The following is an 18,692-nucleotide window of genomic DNA, read 5'->3' on the forward strand; positions in this document are numbered from 1 at the left end:
CACGTCAGCTCCGATCCTGGGCCCAGCGAGGGACACGTCGTCGAGGGACTGCGGGCGTCGAGAGGGGCGTGGCCGTCGGCAGGGGCGTGGCCTCGGCAGGTGCCGCCAGCAGTGAGGCGGCCACGGCCAGATGCAGCAGATACGGCGAGGCGTCGCCAAGGCCGGCCTCGGTGTACGACGCGATCGCGCAGTAGCTGATCAGGAAGATCGCGCAGGCCCTCTGCAATGACGGTGGCCGCAGCAACGCGACGCCGGCGAGGACGATGATGATCGCCGCCACCAGGGTGACGCCGGTCAGACCCTGCTCCTGGTAGACGGCCAGCCAGCTGTTGTCGATCGGCAGCCCGCCGAACGACTTGTCGCCCAGGCCCATGCCGAACAGCTGCTCCGATGTCGTCCGGGGGGCTGCCAGCAGGGCGTCCCAGACCTTGGCCCGACCGGTGAGGTTGGAGAAGTTCTCCTGGCTCTGCCCGCGCAGGAACCACGCCTGCAGCGCGGAGCTGAACCCGACCGCGGCCACCGTGGCGCACAGCACCGTCCAGGTGAAGAACCGGCGGGCGGCGGCGCTGGTCAGGATGAGTGAGCAGATCGCCAACGCCAGGCCGATGAGCAGGCCGAGCGTGGCCGTCCGGGTATGGGTCAGCGCGAGCAGGACGAGTGACGGCACGATGACTACGGCCGCGCTGACCCTGTCGGTCCGGCGCCCCAGGACGAGCAGCACGGTGAGCCCTATGATCACCGCGGCGTACTGTCCGATCTGCGGCGGAGTGAGCGGCCACAACGCGCCGACGAGCCGTCCGCCGTAGAGATCGGGCAAGGCCTTGCCAGGTGCGACGACCAGGCCGAGGGCAACCGAACCGAGCACCGCGAAGTACATCCGGATGTGGTGCCGGACGAACGTCAGGCCGCCCTCCCACCAGCGGCTGAGCAGCCACAACGTGCCGATGAAGAGCGCCAGCCGGGCGCAGCGGAACAGCGCGCCGAACCCGGACCCCATGTTCACGCTCGAGATCATGCTCGGTACCAGCAGCAGGGTGAGCAGGAGCACGAAGGCGCTGGCTCGGATGCGCAGCCGGAGATTGACTGCGAGCGCCAGCGCGAACGCGGCGACCAGCGCGCCCATGGTGGCCATCTGGATGAGGGAGCGGGGCAGCGGGATGATGGTCTTCGCCCCGGCGGAGCCGAGCGTGTTGAGGACCAGCAACCCCCAGACGATCCCGACGATCTTCGGTGTGCCGGCCGGGCGCGGTTCGGCGCCGGGCTGCGTGCCGGCCGTATCCGGTCCGCCCGGCAGGCCATCGCGTGTCAGATGCCCTCCCATCTCAACCACCGGCCTGTGGCTGGAAAGTGCTGCCCGCGTCCTGCTGGTAGGGCGTGCTCTGCCACTGCCCGGAGTCGAGCACCCGGCTCGTGTCCTGGGCGACGAATTTCCATGGTCCGAGGTAGACGTTGTCGTGCCAGCGGTTGTGCTGCTTGGTGGTGATCGCGTCAGCCACCCGCTCGCCCTTGTACGGCGACCAGTCCGGATAGGTGCCGTAGTTGGCGAGGACCGCCATTCGGTCGCACTTCGCCGTGCACTTGACGACGGACTTGTCCAGCACGAAGCGGTTGTCGTGGATGTCCACCCGCTGGGTCTTCCACCGGCAGTCGGCGTAGAGCGGTGCGGTGGCGATCGCCGGCTTCGCGCAGCGGTGGGTGTCCCGCACCAGCAAAGTGCACTCACCGGACGAGGTGTTGGCCGGGCTGTTGCAGAACCGGTCGGCGTTCTCCCACAGGGTGATCCCGGACCAGTTGTTCTCCAGCACGTTCCGGTAGATCTCGATCTTGTCGGTGCGGGCTTTGATCCGTGGTTCGCCGCCGGACTCGGACACGTAGACGGTCGCGAAGGGGAAGCTGTCGCCGCGGTCGGCTGCCCTGCGGCCCTCGACCCAGTTGTTCCGCCGGATCGTGTTGTTCCGGATGACCGCGTTGTAGCTGATCTCGTAGATCAGCGCGGCACCGTCGTTGTCCTCGAGCACGTTGTTCTCGATGCGGAAGTCGTTGTTGTTGGTGTCCGCCCACAACCCGGTTCCGCGGTTGTCGTGCACCCAGTTGCCGCTTACGTCGGCGCCGTTGACGGCCCAGAACTTGATGCCTCCGGTGCAGCCGCAGCCCTCCCGCCGCCGCTCCCAGTCGCCGGTGTTGTTGCCCACGATCTCGTTGCCCTCGACCACCAGGCCGCTGATACGGCCGTTGGCCTTGTACGCGTTCATGCCGTACTGGCCGTTGTCGCGCAGGCAGTTGGCGCGGACCTGCTGGCGGGCACCGGCCATCAGCCCGGCGCCGGAGTTGTTCTGGATCGTCGCGTGCTCGATCACCCATCCGTCGGCCGAGTCGTGGTTGACCACGCCCTCGTCGGGCGGCGCCACGAAACGCTGCACGGTCAGGTAGCGGATGGTGACGTTGCGGGCGGTGCCGCCGAACGCGTACTGGTTCTTCTTCCGGCCGTCGAGCACCGCGCCCGGCGCGCCGAGGTAGCGGTCCCCCTTCTTGGGGATGACCTGGGCATAGCGGTCCGGGTCGAGCCTGTGCTTGCCCGGTCGAAGCCAGAACGTGGTGTTCGGGGGGCTGCTCTTGGTCTTCGCTGCCAGATCACCGACCTTCGCGGGGTCGACGGTCACCGCGCCCGCCGGCGCCTTCGCCGGCCCGGCCGCGGGCGTGGCGCACACCCGGGCCACGGATCGGGCCGCGGACGTGGCGGACGTGGATGGCGCGGCCTTCGACTCCGTCCCGGCGCCCGGCGTGCTGTCACAGCCGGTCGCCAGCAGGGCCAGCGCCAGCGGTGCCGCCGCCAGCGCCCAGTGCCGCCTCTTGATCCCCACTCGCCCCCCTAGCCGCGGAACCTGAGCACGGTGGTGAACTCCCCCAACAGCACAGCGCCGTCGGCGAAGCCGGTGCCGATCAGCGTGGTGGTGGGTTCCTTGCGCCCGAAGCCGGCGGAGTACCAGCCCAGCGGCGGTTCGGTCTCGCCGCGATGCGCCTGCCAGCGCAGCTGCTCGGGCAGGTCGAGCACCGCGGAGCGGTCCTCGCCGTCCCTAGTCCAGGTCAGCACGGCCCGGTTGCCCGCCAGTTCCGCGGCGATCACCGGGCCGAGGTGGAACGCCAGCTGCACGGCTCGTCGGGGGCCATGCACCTCGTCAACGACCTTCAACTCCTGGCTCGCGGCCGTCAGTTCCACCCTGCGGCGGTGCACGGACCCCTGGTAGCCGTCGTGCTCGGCAGACCAGCGGGCCGTCCCCCCGTCGGAGGCGTCGGATGTGTCCACGGCCAGCACGCGGCTGCGGGCCTGCCGGGTCCACAGGAACGGGCCGCCGGAGACGGACTGGTCACTGCCGTCCAGTTGCAGGGTGTTGTGGCCGAGGGTGGACCGGAAGTACTGCCGCCACTCGGGTTGCCCGTGGTAGCAGTACGTCCCCGGGTCGGCGAGCACGTCGACCCCGTCGTGCCGGACCTCCAGGGACAGCGCGTCCGCGTGGGCATGCGCGGCGATGGACAGGAAGCCGTGCGGACCACCGTCGCAGCGGCACCAGATCCCTGCCGGACCGCGCAGGATGGTCATGCCCGCGTCGGCGAAATGGGCCGGCCGGCTTGCCGGGCGTGTCACGGCCGGTGCGGTTCCATTCTTCGAGTACGGCCGGATGAGCGCGGCCAGCAGCGGGGTGCGCACATCGGTGCCGCTCACCGCCGGCCACCAGGCGAGCCGGCCGAACACGGCGTCCCCGGTGGCCAGCAGCGAGGCCCAGCGGTCGGTGCCCGCGCCGTCCACGATCAGACCGTGCCCGTCGTCCGCGTCCCCCTGGCGCGGCGGCCGTAGCCGGTTGTCCACGATGGCCGCGAGCGCGTCGGTCATCCGCAGCAGTACCTGTCGGATCGACGCGGGGACCGGCACGCCTGCGGCATCCGCCTCGGCCACCGCGGCCAGGCCGAGCTCCAGCACAAGTCCGTGATACTCGGTGGCCAGCTCCCGGTTGAGGCCGGAGTCGAAGGTGTTGCCGCGCAGATGCCGCTCCAGCGACCGCAGCGCGTCGGCTCGCCAACGCGCCGAGGAAGGGAACCACCCGAACGCGCAGGCCGCTGCGAACTGCCCGGCGGCCTCGGCGATGACGTGGTTGTTCGCCGAGGACCCCCGGCTGGGGAAGGCGGCCAGCCAGCGCTGGTGGTGCCAGATCTGGTTCAGCGCCACCGGATTGTCCTCGAACAGCCCGGCCGCGCCCGGCCAGCCGTCGAGCAGCCGGCGGATCCACACCCAGGACAGCAGCCGGATGCCCAGCTCGATGCCGCTGATCCAGTGCACGCCGCGCAGCGGTGGGTTGGCCGCCCACCACGACCGCAGGTGCTCGGCCACGCGCTCGGCGTACCGCTCCTCCCCGGTGATCGCGTAGGCGGCGGCGAGCACGGTGAGGTACTGATGCCGGGACAGCTCCCAGATCTGCTTGATGTCCCCGACCACGTCCTCGTTCCGGTACGGCACGTCGAAGGCGTAGCCCCACGGAGCCCGGCGTCCGGTCTTCGGGTCGCACCACCAGTCCGGGTCGTCCAGGTCGTCGCGGACCACCCCGAAATACTCGGCGTGCCCGTACATCAGCCGGTCCGCCTCGGCGATGAGACGTTTCGCGGCGTCCGGAGGTATTGCGGCGATCGTCCCGGCGGGCAGTACCGCGGTGAACCGGGCACCGGTCACGCTCGGGCAGTCCGGCCGCGCCGACCGCCACCGCCGCCTGCGCACCGCGTCGCCCACCCGGCCGCCGACCTCCCGCGGTCCCATCCGGGACAGCCGCCGCAGGTACCAGCCCGCGCTCATGGTCATCGTGCGTTCGCCAGCGTCACCGGCGCGCCGCCGGCCAGGCCGGCCTGCACGGCGAGGGTGGCCGCCGTGGTGGCGACCAGCGACTCCAGAGACACCGGCATCGGCCCTCCGGTCCGTACGGCCTTGATGAACGCGGCCAGCTCGGCGGACTGGCCCTTGTCCCGGGCCTTGGGCAACCGCGAACTGACCCACCGCTTGCGGCCGTACACCGAGGCACGGACGAAGTCGTCGAGCTTGAGCACCTTGCCGTCCGCGACCAGGTCCAGCGTCTCCTTGGGGAAGCCGGGCGCGCCGGTGGTGACGTAGCTGATGGTGGCGGTGGACCCGTCCGGGTAGCGCAGCACCACCTGCAGGTCGTCGTTACCGGACGGGGCGACGGCGTACACCGATACCGGGTCGGCGTCGAGCAGCCAGCTCGCCGTGTCGATGAAGTGTCCGCCCTCGCCTTCGAACCGCGAGCCCTCGGTGCCCTGTTGGAGGTACCAGCTGCCGTGCTGCAGCCGGCCCGCGTTGACCAGGTAGCGCAGGTTCGCCGGACCGGTCCGAGCGCCGAACCGCTGCTTGGCCTCGGTCAGCAGCGGCGCGAACCGGCGGTTGAAGCCCACCTGCAGCCGGTCGTTGCCGGACTCCTCCACCGCCGCGAGTACGCCGGCCAGCTCGTCCTCGGTGAGCGCCAACGGCTTCTCCACGAACACCGTCTTGCCGGCCAGCAGAGCCCTCCGGGTCAGTTCGGCGTGCGAGCTGTGCCGGGTGACCACGAACACCGCGTCGATGGACTTGTCGCCGAGCACGGCGTCGAGATCGGTGGTCGCCTCGGCGAATCCGAACTTCCGCTGCGCGTTGGCCGCGGACAGCGCCGTCGTGGTGACGACGGTCGACAACTCGACGCCGTCGCGCTGTGCCAGATGCGGCAGCAGCATCGACGTCGCGTAGTTTCCCGCGCCGACGAACGCAAGGCGCACCGGCGCCTTGGCGGCCCGGGCCGGGGTGGAGGCCTTGCCGCTGCGTCGCACCGCGGGCACGGACACCGCCGGGGTCGCCGCTTCCCCCTTTTCCTCCGCCTGTTCGGGGTAACGGAACAGCACAGCCACGGCCTTCAGGTCGCCGTCCTTCAGGCTCTGATACGTCTCGACGGCGTCGTCGAAGTCGGCGACGTGGGAGACCAAGGGCTCCACGTCGACGCTGCCGCGAGCGAGGAGATCGAGGAAGCACGCCAGGTTGCGGCGCTCGGTCCAGCGCACATAGCCGATCGGGTAGTCCCGCCCCTCGAGCTCGTACGACGGGTCGTAGCGCCCGGGGCCGTAACTGCGCGAGAACCGGACGTCGAGCTCTTTCTCGTAGTACGCGTTCCACGGCAGGTCCAGGCGGCACTTGCCGATGTCGATGACCCGCCCGCGGTCCCGGCAGAGCCGGGCGGCCAGCTCGACGGGCTGGTTGCTGCCGCCGCCGGCGGCCAGGTACACCTGGTCCACGCCGTGACCGCCGGTGAGTTCGGCGACTGCGGCTTCCACGGCCGCGGACTCGGGATCACCGCAGGCCGCGGCGCCCAGGCGCTCGGCGAGCTCGCAGCGCACCGGGTCGGGGTCGACGCCGACGACGCGGACTCCGGAGGCGGCGAGGAGCTGCACCACCAGCTGCCCGATCAGCCCGAGGCCGATGACCAGCGCCACCTCGCCGAGCTGCGGCTCACCTTGGCGGACGCCCTGCATCGCGATCGACCCGACGGTGCCGAAGGCCGCGTGCCGCGGCGCGAGGCCGTCCGGCACCGGGGCGTAGAGGTTCTTCGGCACCCAGTTCAGCTCGGCGTGCAGCGCGTGCTCATTGCCGGCGCAGGCCACGAGGTCGCCGACCTTCACATCGTCGATCCCGGTGCCGACCTGCTCGACCACCCCGCACAGCGAGTAGCCCAGCGGCGTGTAGGAGTCCAGCTTGCCCATCACCTTGCGGTAGGTGGCGGGCACCCCGTTGGTGGCGACGCTCTGCATGACCTTGGCCACCTGGTCCGGCCGGGAGCGGGCCTTGCCCAGCATCGACATGCCGGCCTCGGACACCTTCATGAGCTCGGTCCCGGTGGAGATCAGCGAGTAGGCGGTGCGGACCAGCACGCCGCCCGGCTTGCACCCCGGTACCGGCACGTCGAGCACCGCCAGCTCGCCGCTCTTGTAGTTCTGAACTACCTGCTTCACCCAAGTCCCCTTGTTTCTACGCCGTCTTCGCCGTCTTCGCCGTCTTCTACGCCGCCGAGCGAGTGCTCTGTCCGGACCCGGAGGTCGCGTCGCGGTACCAGTACTCGAGGGTCAGCACATGCCACAGATGCTTGGAGAAGTCCCGCTGCCCGGCGGCGTCCTCGGCGACCATGCGCGCCAACGCGTCGCGGCGCAGGATCCCGGAATTGACGAGCACGCCGTCGTTGACCACCTCGCGCACCAGCGGTGCCAGATCCCGGCTCATCCAGGCGCGCAGCGGCGCGCTGAACAGGCCCTTGGGCCGGTACACGATCTCCCGGGGCAGGATCGAGGTGGCCGCCTCCTTGAGGACGGCCTTGCCCTGTCGTCCGACGATCTTGCGATCGCCGGGCACGGCGAACGCCGCCTTGACCACCTCGACGTCCACGTACGGCACCCGCACCTCGGTCGAGGCGGCCATGCTCGACCGGTCCGTGTAGGCGAGGTTCAGGCCAGGCAGGAACATCCGGGCGTCGCCCAGGCACATGCGGTTGACGAAGTCGTCGAGGTCGTTGTCCTCGTAGATGTCCGCGTGCTCGGTCAGCACGTCGTCCACCGTCCCGGCCAAGTCCGGATCGATCAGGGCGAGCAGCTCGTCCTGGTCGTACATGGTGTAGCTGCGCCGGAACGCGGTCTCCTCCGGCAGGTCGGCGAAGGAGAGGAACCGCTTCGCGAAGCGCACCGACCGGTACCCCCGGCGGGCCGTGGCGACCGGCAGCCGGTCCACGGCCCTGGACAGGCCACGCCGCAGGGGCCGCGGGACGCGCTGGTAGCGCAGCGCGAGCAGGTTGGCCAGGTGCTTGCGGTAACCGGCGAACAGCTCGTCGGCACCCATCCCCGAGAGCATCACCTTGACCCCTGCCTCCCGGGCGGCCGAGCAGATCAGGAACGTGTTGATCGCGGCGGGGTCGCCGATCGGCTCGTCCAGGTGGTACGTCATCTGCGGCAGCAGGTCGAGCACATTCGGAGCGATCTCGATCTCGTGCAGGTCGACGCCGAACCGCTCGGCCACCTGCCGGGCATAGCGCAGGTCGTCCGGCATCGCCTCGAACTTGGCGTCCTCGGCGCGGAACCCGATCGTGTAAGCGGATATCCCGGGTCGGTCGCGGGCCGCCAGCGCGGTCAGGTAGCTGGAGTCGAGACCGCCGGAGAGGAAGGTCGCCACGGGTACGTCGGAGAGCAGGTGACGACGAGTCGACTCCTCGACGATGGCGGCCAGGTCCGGCTGCTCGCCGGCCCGGGCCCGCTCCCGGCCCTCGGCGGCGACGTCCCTCAGGTTCCAGTACTGGCCGCGCTCCACCCGGCCGTCGGGCCGGAACTTCATCCAGCTCCCCGGCGGCAGCTTCTCCGCTTCGCGGAACGCGCACCGTGAGTCCGGCACCCAGTAGTACAGCAGCGAGGCCACCAGCGCCGCATGGTCCACCTCAAGGGACCCACCGGTCGCGGCGGCGAGCGCCTTGAGCTCGGAGGCGAACACCAGACCCTCGCCGCGCCGGAGCAGGAACAGCGGCTTGATGCCGAGCTGGTCGCGGACGAGCACCAGCTCACCGGTTCGCTCATCGAAGATCCCGAACGCGAACATGCCGCGCAGCCGGGGCAGGCAGTCCGTGCCCCAGCGCCGCCAGGCCTCGAGCAGCACCTCGGTGTCGGAGGTACCGCGGAAGCGCACCCCGGCGGCTGCCAGCTCGGCACGAAGCTCCGGCGCGTTGTACAGCTCGCCGTTGTACGTCAGGACGAGGCCGTCCGAGACCATCGGCTGGGCGCCGGTCTCGGACAGGTCGATGATGGCCAGCCGGCGGTGCCCGAGGTGCACTTCGCCGTCACCGACGGGGTGGCTGTACCGGCCCGCCCCGTCCGGACCGCGGTGGGCGAGGGTATCGGTGAGCCGGTCGGCCACGACCTTCCCGTCCGGCCATCGGTACGTACCTGCGATGCCACACATGTCTTACCGCGCTTCCTGGTCGATGTCCGGGACTCGTGCCCATGACGGCCGCTCCGTCCGCGGCCGGCCCGTCACGTTCTCCCGGGCCAGCCGCTCGTTGTGGCTGCGCAGCGCGGTGTGCAGCCCGTCCCAGAGGGTGCCGTCGGTCCGGTCCCGCGGATCGGGGTCGATCAGCACCACACCGATCACCGGTATGAGCAGGTCCGCGAGCTGCCGCGACACGGTGTGCAGCCATGCGGCGCTGCCGTGCCCGGCACGCACGACGAGCACGGTCTGGGTGCCGAGGTACTGGAGGTCGGTCCACGCCGTGCCGGGCGCCACCGACCCGACGCCGATCCGGCGTTCCTGATCGGACACGGCCGCGGCACGCTCGCCGCTGACCACGGTCGGGTCACCTGGCTTCGGGCGGCGGCCTGCGAGCTGCGAGCCGGGCAGACCATCGATGATGACCAGTGGCCCCTCCGCCGCCAGTGCCTTGGCGAGGTCCAGGGCGATCACGCTCGTGCTGCGCGCACAGCCCAGTTCCAGCAGCGACACCGGTTCCGCGGAGCCGCGCACGGTGCGGGCCAGGGTCGCGGTGAGGCGATCGCGTGCCGCCCGGGTCCGTCGGCGCTGCCACAGCCTGCCCGACCGACGGGGCAGCTCCGCGATGACCGAGGCGCCCAGGTTCGCCGCGATGTCACGGCGCAGCACGGGACGGTCCGCCACCACCGTGCCGACCGCGGCAACCGCGAGCCCGAGGAAGAGCCCGAGGACGAGCCCGATCGCGGCGTTGGTGGCAGCGGCCCTGGGCAGGGAGTGCCGCACCGCGCGCGGAGCGTCCACGATCTGCGTGCCGGCGATGACCTTGGGCGTGCCGGTGCGCGCCTCCTCGGAGCGCTGATCGAAATCGGCGATCCGCGAGTCGAGCTCGGCCCGGCGGGCGAAGAGCGACTCGATGTTCGCCGACGCCTTCGGGTCGCTCTCCGGCGATCTGTCCCCGATCTCCTTGTTGACCTGGGCGAGTTCGACCTGCATGCGGTCACGCTGGTCGGCCAGGGCCTTGGACTCGGCCTTCGCGGCTTCCTGCATCCGCTTCACGTGATCCGCCACGAAGGCATCGGCCAGCGCCTTGGCCCGGGCCACCGCATCCGCGTCGCTGTCACCTGTCACATCGATCTGCAGCAGGTTGTTGGTCAAGCCCGTCCCCCGGTAGTCCCGCATGAAGTCTTCGGGTTTTTCCGGAGACTTGAGGGACTGCAGGGCGTTGCCGGCGATCCGCGTGGTCTGCAGCAGCTGTACGTCGGTGCGGATCAGCGTTCCGGTGTCGTTCGCCTGGTCCTCCTGATGCGCGACCAGCACCTTGGTCACCGCGGACGGCGGCGGCGGCCGCAGGACCGCCAGCGCCGCGCCGACCAGCAGCCCCACGAGCGCCAGGGAGCACCAGAGACGGCGGCGCCTGCGCACCGCCACCACCAGTGCCTGCAGGTCGAAGAGCGGAGTGGCGGCCGACGACTCCGACGTCGTGCTCGTCGTCACGCTGAACCTCCCGTCGCGTGGCCGCGAACCGCGAGCGCGGGAGTGGCGTTGTCCGGAGAATGGCCGGCAGACCGCGTCTCACGGGCCAGGACCGTGCCGGCGACGACGATGCCGACGACCTCGTGCCTGCCATCCGCACACGCCTCGGCGATGCCGGCGAGCTCCTCCGCGTTCCAGCTGCCCGCGCTGAGGACGACCACGGCACCGGACTCGGTGTCGCGGTCCGGCACTGTCGGCCGGTCCACCGAGACCTCCACCACCCGCAGCAGCGGATCACTCTTGGCCTCGGCGACGAGCTGTCCGGCGGCCCGGAGGGCGATCTCGTCGCCGTCGGGTACGACAACCAGCAGCCGCCGGGGGGCCGGCAGCTGGTCCCGGAGGCGAGCGCACACCCGCCGGTAGCGGATCCGCGTGCCGGCCTCGTCGCCGGATGTCTGCGGGGTCGGTATGTCCCATCGGGTGTCGACGCCGAGGAGTCGGCGGATCCGGGCTCGCGGGCCACGGCCCTCTGGCCGGTGCGAGCGCCGTTCACCAGGCACATCGACGGTGCCAAGAAGCGACGAGCCCAGCGCCGCGGCGATCTCCGGTTCGGTGCGCAGTCGGCGATTCATCCGTGCGGCGACGAGATGGCCGATGACCGCGAGCAGGAAGAACAGCAGCGCTCCGCCGACGATGAGCTGCATCCTCGTCGGCGGCGCCTCACCGGTCGGCCGGGCCGCCGGCCCCATGACGACCATCCCCGCCTTGTTGGTCGCCGGGTTGGCCTCGTCCAGCTTCGTCATGGCCTCCTCCAGCGAGGTGCGCAGCTTCTCGAGGTCGGTGCGGGCCTGCACGCTCTCCACGGACTGCCCCGGATCGGCCGCATCGGCCAGGTCGGTGATGCGGCGGTTGGTCTCCGCCACCTTCTGCCGCAGCGCCTCGGTCCCGGTAGCCGCGTCGGAGTCGGCGCTGCCGCCGACGATCCGCGCGGCGAATGTGACGAATTGCTGGGCCATCCGGTCGGAGAGCTGCTGCGCGCGCTCCGGGGTGTCGGCCGTTCCCGAGATCTTGATGATGTTCCCGTCGGCGGCCTTGGCGCTCACTTGATCCCGCAGCTCGGTGCCGCTGACTCCGCTCCAGTGGAGAGCGGCGGCCGCGCGGTCGACCACCGTCGAACTGGTCGCGACGTCCACCTGGGTCAGCAGCTCGCGCTCTTCCCACTGCCCCGGCAGCAGTACCGATGCCGACGCCGTGTAACGCGGTGGGAACAGCACCGAGGTGCCGTAGCCGACGAGCGCGCCCACCAGGGCGAGGACGGCGAGAAGCCGCCACCGTCGACGGAGAATCCGCCCGATCGTGACCAGACGGATCGTGTCCTCGTTCAACGACGCTGCCTCTTCCCTGTGCGAATCGGGGCGTCCGCCGACACCGGAGTGTGGTCATGGCACGCGGCGGCGTAGGCGGCGAGCAGCGACGCTTGCGAGTTCCGCCAGGAAAGCTGTCCGCTGATCCGCTCCTGGCCGATCTTGCCCATCTGGGCCCGCTTCTCCGGATCGTCAAGGAGCAGCGCGATCAGCTTGGCGAATTCGGCCTCGTTGTTGGCGGGCGCGTAGAGGGCGGCGTCACCGGCGGAGACGCGCGCCTCCCGGAGGTCGAACGAGACGATGGGCCGGCCCATCGCCATGTACTCCAGGACCTTGTTCATGGTCGACACGTCGTTGAGCGGATTGCGCGGGTCGGGGGAAAGGCACACGTCCGCGGTGGACAGGTAGCGCACCAGGTCGGCGTCCGGTATGCGCCCGGTGAACTGCACCTGCTCGGAGAGCCCGAGCCGCCGGGACAGCTCCACCATCGCGTCGAAGGCGTCGCCGGAGCCGACGAACACCGCATGCCAGTCGGTCCGCCCGAACTCGTCGCGCAGCTTCGCGAGGGCGCGCAAGGCGTAGTCGACGCCGTCCTGCGGGCCCATGACGCCGAGGTAACACAGCAGATGAGGCTTGCCGCGCTTCAACTCCGGCTCGGGCGGCACCGGTTGGAACCGGTCGGTCTGGGGCGCGCTGCGCACCACGAAAACGTCCGATGGCCGCCGACCGCCACGGCTCAGCGCGACGTCCCGGTAGCTCTCGTTCGTGGCGAGCACGACGTCCGCGGCCCGGTAGGTCCACCGTTCCAGCGCGCACACGGCGCGGTAGAGCAGATCCTCGCCGCGGTCGAACCGCGAAAGGTACAGCTCGGGTACCAGGTCGTGCTGGTCGAAGACGAACCGTGCCCCGCGCCGCTTCAGCCACAGCGCCGGCAGGAACAGCAGGTCCGGCGGATTGCAGGCGTGCACCACGTCGACCGGGCCGACCTTGCGGGCCAGCCGGACCGTATGCCACAACGCCGATCCGTACTCCCGCAGGTAGCCGGCCGGCCCTCCGGTGGCCGCGCGCAGCGGGTAGCGATGGATCCGCACCCCGTCGATCTCCGCCTCCGGCTCCGTGTCCCGCTTACTCCCCTGGGGACAGATGACGTGCACCGTCCAGCCCGCGTCGCGCAGCGTCGTGCACTCCTGCCACACCCGCCGGTCGAACGGCACCGACAGGTTCTCCACCAGGATCAGCGCACGCCGGTCCGACCCGTCGCCGCTTATCGCGTTACCAAGCAAGGCCCATGTACCCCGGTTCGGCCCGGCGCGCCTCGGCGTCGGGAAGGCGGATGAGGTCGATCAGCATCGGTCCTTCGCCATGGGGCAGCGCCGACAGCACGGCGGGATCCCTGGTCCCGACCAGGCAGACCTCGGCGTGCTCCAGCACCTCGCCGACGGAGTCCGCGAGCAGCTGCCCGAGGTGCGGCAGCCGGGTCTCGATGTACTCGCGGTTCGCGCCGATCAGCCGGGAGAGGCTCACATTGGCGTCGTAGATCCGCAGGTCGTAACCCTTGCCGAAGAGCCTTTCCGCCAGCTCGACGAGCGGGCTCTCACGGAGGTCGTCGGTGCCGGGTTTGAAGGACAACCCGAACAGGCCCACCCGGCGCTTGCCGGTGCGCTCGACCAGGTCCACCGCGCGCTGCAGATGGTCCGAGTTGGAGGGCAGCACGTGGGAGAGGATGGGCACCGAGACGTCGGCCCGCTGCGCCGCGTGGACCAGGCTGCGCAGGTCCTTGGGCAGGCAGGAGCCACCGAAGGCAAAGCCGGGCCGCAGATAGGCGGGGCTGATGTTCAGCTTGCGGTCGGCCAGGAACACGTCGATCACCTGGTGCGAGTCCACCCCGAGCGCCTGGCACACCGCGCCGAGCTCGTTAGCGAAGCCGATTTTGAGGCCGTGGAACGCGTTGTCCGCGTATTTGATCGCCTCGGCCGTCGGGACCGGCACCCGGAACACCTCGCCGGGCAAGCCGTCGTACAGCGCCGCCACCACGTCGCCGCTCGCCGGGTCGATCTCGCCGATGACGGTCTTGGGCGGGTCGAAGAAGTCCCGCACGCTGGTGCCCTCGCGCAGGAACTCCGGGTTGACCGCGACCCCGATGTCCACCCCGGCCGTGCCGCCGACGTACTTCTCCAGGATCGGTAGCAGCAGGTTCAGGCAGGTGCCCGGGAGCATGGTGCTGCGGAACACGACGGTGTGCCGGCCTCCCCGCTCGGCCAGCGCGGCGCCGATCTGCTCGGTGACCCGCTCCAAGTAGGTGGTGCACAGGCTGCCGTTGGGCTCCGACGGCGTGCCCACGCAGATCAGCGACACCTCGCTGCCCATGATCGCCTCGCGGACGTCGCCGGTGGCGCGTAGCGCTCCGGTCCGCACGACTTCGGCGGTGAGCTCGCCGATCCGTTCCTCGACCACCGGGGCCTTGCCGTCGTTGACCAGGTCGACCTTCACCTGGTTCACGTCCACCCCGATGACCTCGTGACCCATGCTGGCCAGGCACGCGGCCGACACACAGCCCACGTAGCCGAGCCCGAAAACGCTGACTCTCATGACCCGTTCCTCCCCCCAGGCAGGCCCTCTCGGCCTGCGGTCCGCGCGCCGGCGGGACCGTTGAGTTGCAGTTCCCCGTGCATCAGTAGGCCCCCTGCCCGTAGAGCACCGCACGCAGCGTCTTCCACAAGATCACTGTGTCCAGGGCGAGCGACCAGTCCTCCACGTACCGAAGGTCAAGGCGGACCGCCTCCTCCCACGACAGGTCGCTGCGTCCGCTGATCTGCCACAGGCCGGTGAGTCCGGGCTTGACCAGCAGCCGCCGCCGGATGTCCGGGCCGTACGCGGCGGACTCCTCCGGTAGCGGAGGCCGCGGACCGACGAGCGACATCGATCCGGTAAGTACGTTGAAAAGCTGCGGGAGTTCGTCGAGCGAGTACCGGCGCAGCACCGTTCCCAGCCGGGTCACCCGCGGGTCCCGGCGGAGCTTGAACAGCAGGCCGGCGCCCTCGTTGCGGTCGGCCAGCTCGGCACGTGCACGGTCGGCCCCGGCGACCATGGTGCGGAACTTGAGAATGGTGAACTCGCGGCCGTCCTTGCCGACCCTGCGCTGGCGGTAGAACGCCCCGCCCCGGCTGTCCAGCAGCACGAGCAGCCCGACGAGCACCATCAGCGGCGCGAACAGCATCAGCAGGATCGCCGCGCCCATCCGGTCGACGACCCCTTTGATCGCCCGGCGGCCCCCGGTGAAGGTCGGCATGCTGACCCGCAGCAGCGGGATCCCGAGCACCGCGTCGACGTGCAGTCGCGGGCCGGCCACCTCCATCAGCACGGGTGCCACGATCATCTCGGCATCGCTGCCTTCGAGGTTCCAGGCCAGCCGCTGCAGCCGGTCCGGTGACCAGTGCGGGTCCGGTGTGACCGCGACGACACGGTAGCCGTCGCGGCAGACGTGGCCCGCGACGTCCGTCAGTCGGCCGACTACCGGCACTCCGTCCAGTTGGTCACCGTCGAGCCCGAGACCGTCCGTCGTGCACACCGCATCCACTCGCCAGCCGAGGTGCGGGAACTTGCGGGTTCGTGTGATCAGGTCGCGCACCGTGGCCAGGCTCCCGGCAGCGAGCACCGGTCTCAGGCACTGTCCTTCCTTCCGCTGTTTGTGCAGCCAGAGGCGGAGCAGATACCGCTCGGTCATGGTGACGAGCGCGATCGCGGGGATCGCGACGAATATCCAGAGCTTGATGTTGCGCGAGGTGAGGGCGATCCCGCCGAGCGCCAGTACGACGGTCGCCGTGAACAGTGAGCGTCCGAGTCTTCGGAATTCCTCGGCGCCCTGGCCGAGCACGGCCGGAGCCCACGACCGGCTCACCGCAAGCGCTCCCAGCACCAGCAGCTCGGTGCCGAACGCGAGTATTCCCCACTTCTCGTGCCAGTTGGCCGCGTCCCGGGCCCCGAAGAAGTTGCCTATCCCAGCCACCACGATGGCGGTGGCCACGGTATCGCTGGTGATCACGGTACGGCGGTACCGCTGCTCCCAGTCGTTCGCCGGCTGGCTGATCGCCCCGTTCGCCAGACGCCCTCGCGCCGACGGAAAAGGGCCGACTAATCCCCCCTGCCGCACAGAACCCCCCCGGTCCCCAGTGGTTCGACGTGGTCGCCCAACACTGTCCCTCCCCCCGGGAGGCCCCCGCCTCCCGCACAGTTCCTCCCCTCGGGAGGCCCCCCGCCCCCCGCACCGCGCTGTTCCTCCCCCGGAAGGCCTTCGCCCCCCGCGCATGACATCCCGGCTATTTCAGCGCTACTTGAACAACGCACCCTGGCGGCAGCAGGCAGGCCCTGCCCGACTCTCGAGGTGCGCGGGAACCCGTAGAAACCTCGGGTGCTCCCCGCACCCAAAGCCCCCTCCCGGGCTCAAAGAATTGATCACCCCCACGTCCGACGGTGGAGACGCCGCTGCCGACTGCCCGCAACGTCCGACCCATAGAACATGATTTGTCGCCTCGTGTCCCAGCATGTGAGGCACGGTCAATCTAGACCATCGGGACCAGTCTGAAGAGAGGGATGTGTGTAATTCGTGCTCAAGATTTGAAGCTTGATCCAAGGAACGGTGACGGTCTGCGGGTGCCTTGATGACGAAGACGTGCCTTGACCTGTGACAACGGGAGTTCTCCGGGCCGCCTGCACCGGTAACCCCGAGGCATCCCGGCACTGCCGGCCGGGCCGCGCTCAGTACTGCAACGATGATTGCCGTGACCGGTGGGCAGTTCAGTCGTTGGTGTGGTTCTGAATCGGAACCTTGCTGATGGCAGGCTGTGGGCGGGCGAACTGAGGCCTGTGCACGAGCAGTTCGTGCACCGGTTCGGCCGGGAGGAACCGCGCCAGTCGGCGCCGGCGTACATACCGGGACTGATCGCTCCGCTGCAGCGGAAGAATGGCTGGATCTTGGCAGAGGAGGCCGGGCACGCCGACGCCGGTGCCGCGTGTGACGTTCTCCGGTCTGACGGCAGCCCTGTGCCGCTCGGCTCCTCCAACTGGCCATGCAGGACACGGTTTAGGGTCATCCGGTGACGAGTAGCAGCGCGACGCGTTCCGAGATCCTCGACAGCCCCCGTCCGATGACGGAGCGCAGTGCCTGGAAGGAACGGCTGCGCCTGTCCGGGTACGCCGGACGCCCCCGGACCGACATCCGTGAGCGGCTGGTTCCGCCCTTTCCGGAGCCAGGGACCCGCGTCTGGGAACTCATGGGCCTCAGCCCGTTACTGGCGCACCGCGTCGCGAAGGCGACGGGCTGGCTGGGGCCTGTACTCGTCGCCGCCGTCGCCGGAGCGATCCGCTTCTGGCACCTCAGCCGGCCACGAGAGGTCGTGTTCGACGAGACCTACTACGCCAAGGACGCCTGGTCCATGCTGCGGTTCGGCTACGAGGGCACCTGGGCGGACAGCAAGATCTCCGACCCGCAGATCCTGGCGCACCCCCAGGTGATCCCCCTGTCCGAGACCGGACACTTCGTCGCGCATCCGCCGATGGGCAAGTGGGTGATAGCCCTCGGCGAGTGGGTGTTCGACCTCAACCCGTTCGGCTGGCGGTTCATGACGGCGGTGCTGGGGACTCTGTCGGTGCTGATGCTGTGCCGAATAGGGCGCCGCCTGTTCCGTTCGACGCTGCTGGGCTGCGTGGCCGGAACGCTGATGGCGGTGGACGGTCTGCACTACGTGATGAGCCGCTCCGCTCTGCTCGACCTGGTGGTCATGTTCTTCGTACTGGCGGCGTTCGGAAGCCTGTTGGTCGACCGGGACAAGGCACGGGCCCGGCTCGCGGCAGCCCTGCCGGTGGGCGGGGACGGCTGCGCGGGCCCGGATCAGGACACCGGCGACCGTGCCGGGACGGGAGTGCGTCCATGGCGGCTCGCGGCCGGCTTCTTCCTCGGACTGGCGGCCGCCACCAAGTGGAACGGCCTGTACGTCCTGGCCTTTTTCATGATCCTGACCGTGCTGTGGGACGTCGGCGCCCGCCGCGTCGCGGGGTCGAGCCGCCCGTACCGGGCGGTGCTTCGCAAGGACCTCGGCTGGTCGGTGTTGTCCGTCGCTCCCGTTGCCGCGGTGACCTATCTGGCGACGTGGACCGGCTGGTTCCTGTCCGACAACGGTTACGGGCGGCACTGGGCGGACGGCCGCGGCGGCACATGGTCGTGGATACCGGCGCCTCTCCGCAGCCTGTGGCACTACGAGTACGGGGTCTACCAGTTCAATGTGGGTCTGCACACTCCACACCGGTACCAGTCCAACCCGTGGAGCTGGCTCGTCCTCGGTCGTCCTGTGGCGTTCTCCTATCAGTCGCCGAAACCCGGGCAGGACGGTTGCCGTGCGGCGTCCGCCTGCACGCAGGAGATCCTCGCCCTGGGCACGCCGCTGCTGTGGTGGTCGGCATGCTGCGCGCTGGTGTATCTGCTCTATCGGTGGGCGCTGCGCCGCGACTGGCGCGCGGGCGCCATCCTGTGTGCGGTGGGCGCCGGTTATCTGCCCTGGTTCCACTACCAGGACCGTACGATCTTCTCCTTCTACGCCGTCGTCTTCGTGCCGTACTTGTGCCTGGCCGTGGCGATGATGGTGGGCGCGCTACTGGGTCCTCCGGGGGCGGATGAAAGACGACGTATACGGGGTGCGGTGGCTGCGGGCGCTCTGGTGCTGCTCATCATCTGGAACTTCATCTATTTCTTTCCGATCTACACCGGGCAGACGATTCCGTATTCCGGCTGGCGCGCCAGAATGTGGCTCGACACCTGGATCTGA

The 18,692-nt window shown here is 70.0% G+C and carries 11 protein-coding genes and 1 pseudogene; 2 read left to right on the forward strand and 10 right to left on the reverse strand.

What is annotated here, in order from left to right; translation table 11 throughout:
- Nucleotides 1-4: 4 nt before the first annotated feature.
- The 10 genes from OG975_RS06855 to OG975_RS06900 form a co-directional block, all read right to left on the reverse strand.
- Nucleotides 5-1,321 carry an O-antigen ligase domain-containing protein gene (locus OG975_RS06855; RefSeq protein WP_406328165.1) on the reverse strand — a complete coding sequence of 439 codons (1,317 nt, stop codon included), beginning with the start codon at nucleotides 1,319-1,321 and terminating at the stop codon, nucleotides 5-7.
- Between the two features lies 1 nt (nucleotide 1,322).
- The gene (locus OG975_RS06860; protein ID WP_406328166.1) at nucleotides 1,323-2,861 is read right to left on the reverse strand and encodes a right-handed parallel beta-helix repeat-containing protein; all 1,539 of its coding nucleotides are present in this window, start codon (nucleotides 2,859-2,861) and stop codon (nucleotides 1,323-1,325) included.
- 8 nt (nucleotides 2,862-2,869) lie between these two features.
- Nucleotides 2,870-4,846, reverse strand: a complete 1,977-nt coding sequence (locus OG975_RS06865) for an alginate lyase family protein (RefSeq protein WP_406328167.1) — start codon at nucleotides 4,844-4,846, stop codon at nucleotides 2,870-2,872.
- The gene (locus OG975_RS06870; protein WP_406328168.1) at nucleotides 4,843-7,032 is read right to left on the reverse strand and encodes a bi-domain-containing oxidoreductase; all 2,190 of its coding nucleotides are present in this window, start codon (nucleotides 7,030-7,032) and stop codon (nucleotides 4,843-4,845) included. The genes OG975_RS06865 and OG975_RS06870 overlap by 4 nt, the downstream gene beginning before the upstream one ends.
- Nucleotides 7,033-7,078: 46 nt before the next feature.
- Nucleotides 7,079-9,013, reverse strand: coding sequence for an asparagine synthase (glutamine-hydrolyzing) (gene asnB / locus OG975_RS06875; protein WP_406328169.1), 1,935 nt, complete (start codon nucleotides 9,011-9,013; stop codon nucleotides 7,079-7,081).
- A gap of 3 nt (nucleotides 9,014-9,016) precedes the next feature.
- Entirely contained in the window at nucleotides 9,017-10,531 is a 1,515-nt protein-coding gene (locus tag OG975_RS06880; protein WP_406328171.1) for a Wzz/FepE/Etk N-terminal domain-containing protein, read from the reverse strand.
- Entirely contained in the window at nucleotides 10,528-11,895 is a 1,368-nt protein-coding gene (locus OG975_RS06885; protein ID WP_406328172.1) for a Wzz/FepE/Etk N-terminal domain-containing protein, read from the reverse strand. The genes OG975_RS06880 and OG975_RS06885 overlap by 4 nt, the downstream gene beginning before the upstream one ends.
- The gene (locus OG975_RS06890) at nucleotides 11,892-13,157 is read right to left on the reverse strand and encodes a glycosyltransferase family 4 protein (RefSeq protein ID WP_406328173.1); all 1,266 of its coding nucleotides are present in this window, start codon (nucleotides 13,155-13,157) and stop codon (nucleotides 11,892-11,894) included. Before OG975_RS06890 ends, OG975_RS06885 begins: the two co-directional genes overlap by 4 nt.
- Complete coding sequence (locus tag OG975_RS06895; RefSeq protein ID WP_406328175.1) at nucleotides 13,147-14,463, reverse strand: nucleotide sugar dehydrogenase; 1,317 nt, start codon at nucleotides 14,461-14,463, stop codon at nucleotides 13,147-13,149. Before OG975_RS06895 ends, OG975_RS06890 begins: the two co-directional genes overlap by 11 nt.
- An 82-nt stretch (nucleotides 14,464-14,545) precedes the next feature.
- Complete coding sequence (locus OG975_RS06900) at nucleotides 14,546-16,024, reverse strand: sugar transferase (RefSeq protein WP_406328176.1); 1,479 nt, start codon at nucleotides 16,022-16,024, stop codon at nucleotides 14,546-14,548.
- A gap of 662 nt (nucleotides 16,025-16,686) precedes the next feature.
- Here OG975_RS06900 and OG975_RS06905 point away from each other — a divergent pair.
- Nucleotides 16,687-16,869 (forward strand): annotated as a pseudogene (locus OG975_RS06905) (IS701 family transposase); the annotation flags it as partial.
- A 98-nt stretch (nucleotides 16,870-16,967) separates the two neighbouring features.
- Nucleotides 16,968-18,692 carry a dolichyl-phosphate-mannose--protein mannosyltransferase gene (locus OG975_RS06910; protein ID WP_406328177.1) on the forward strand — a complete coding sequence of 575 codons (1,725 nt, stop codon included), beginning with the start codon at nucleotides 16,968-16,970 and terminating at the stop codon, nucleotides 18,690-18,692.

This window comes from Streptomyces sp. NBC_00203 (assembly GCF_045206325.1).
GTDB classification, from domain to species: domain Bacteria; phylum Actinomycetota; class Actinomycetes; order Streptomycetales; family Streptomycetaceae; genus Streptomyces; species Streptomyces lutosisoli.

Excerpts from the sequence above, each read along its gene's own strand:
- OG975_RS06855 (WP_406328165.1), bottom strand. The coding sequence starts at position 1,321 with ATGGGAGGGCATCTGACACGCGATGGCCTGCCGGGCGGACCGGATACG.
- OG975_RS06865 (WP_406328167.1), bottom strand. The coding sequence starts at position 4,846 with ATGACCATGAGCGCGGGCTGGTACCTGCGGCGGCTGTCCCGGATGGGA.
- asnB (WP_406328169.1), bottom strand. The coding sequence starts at position 9,013 with ATGTGTGGCATCGCAGGTACGTACCGATGGCCGGACGGGAAGGTCGTG.
- OG975_RS06895 (WP_406328175.1), bottom strand. The coding sequence starts at position 14,463 with ATGAGAGTCAGCGTTTTCGGGCTCGGCTACGTGGGCTGTGTGTCGGCC.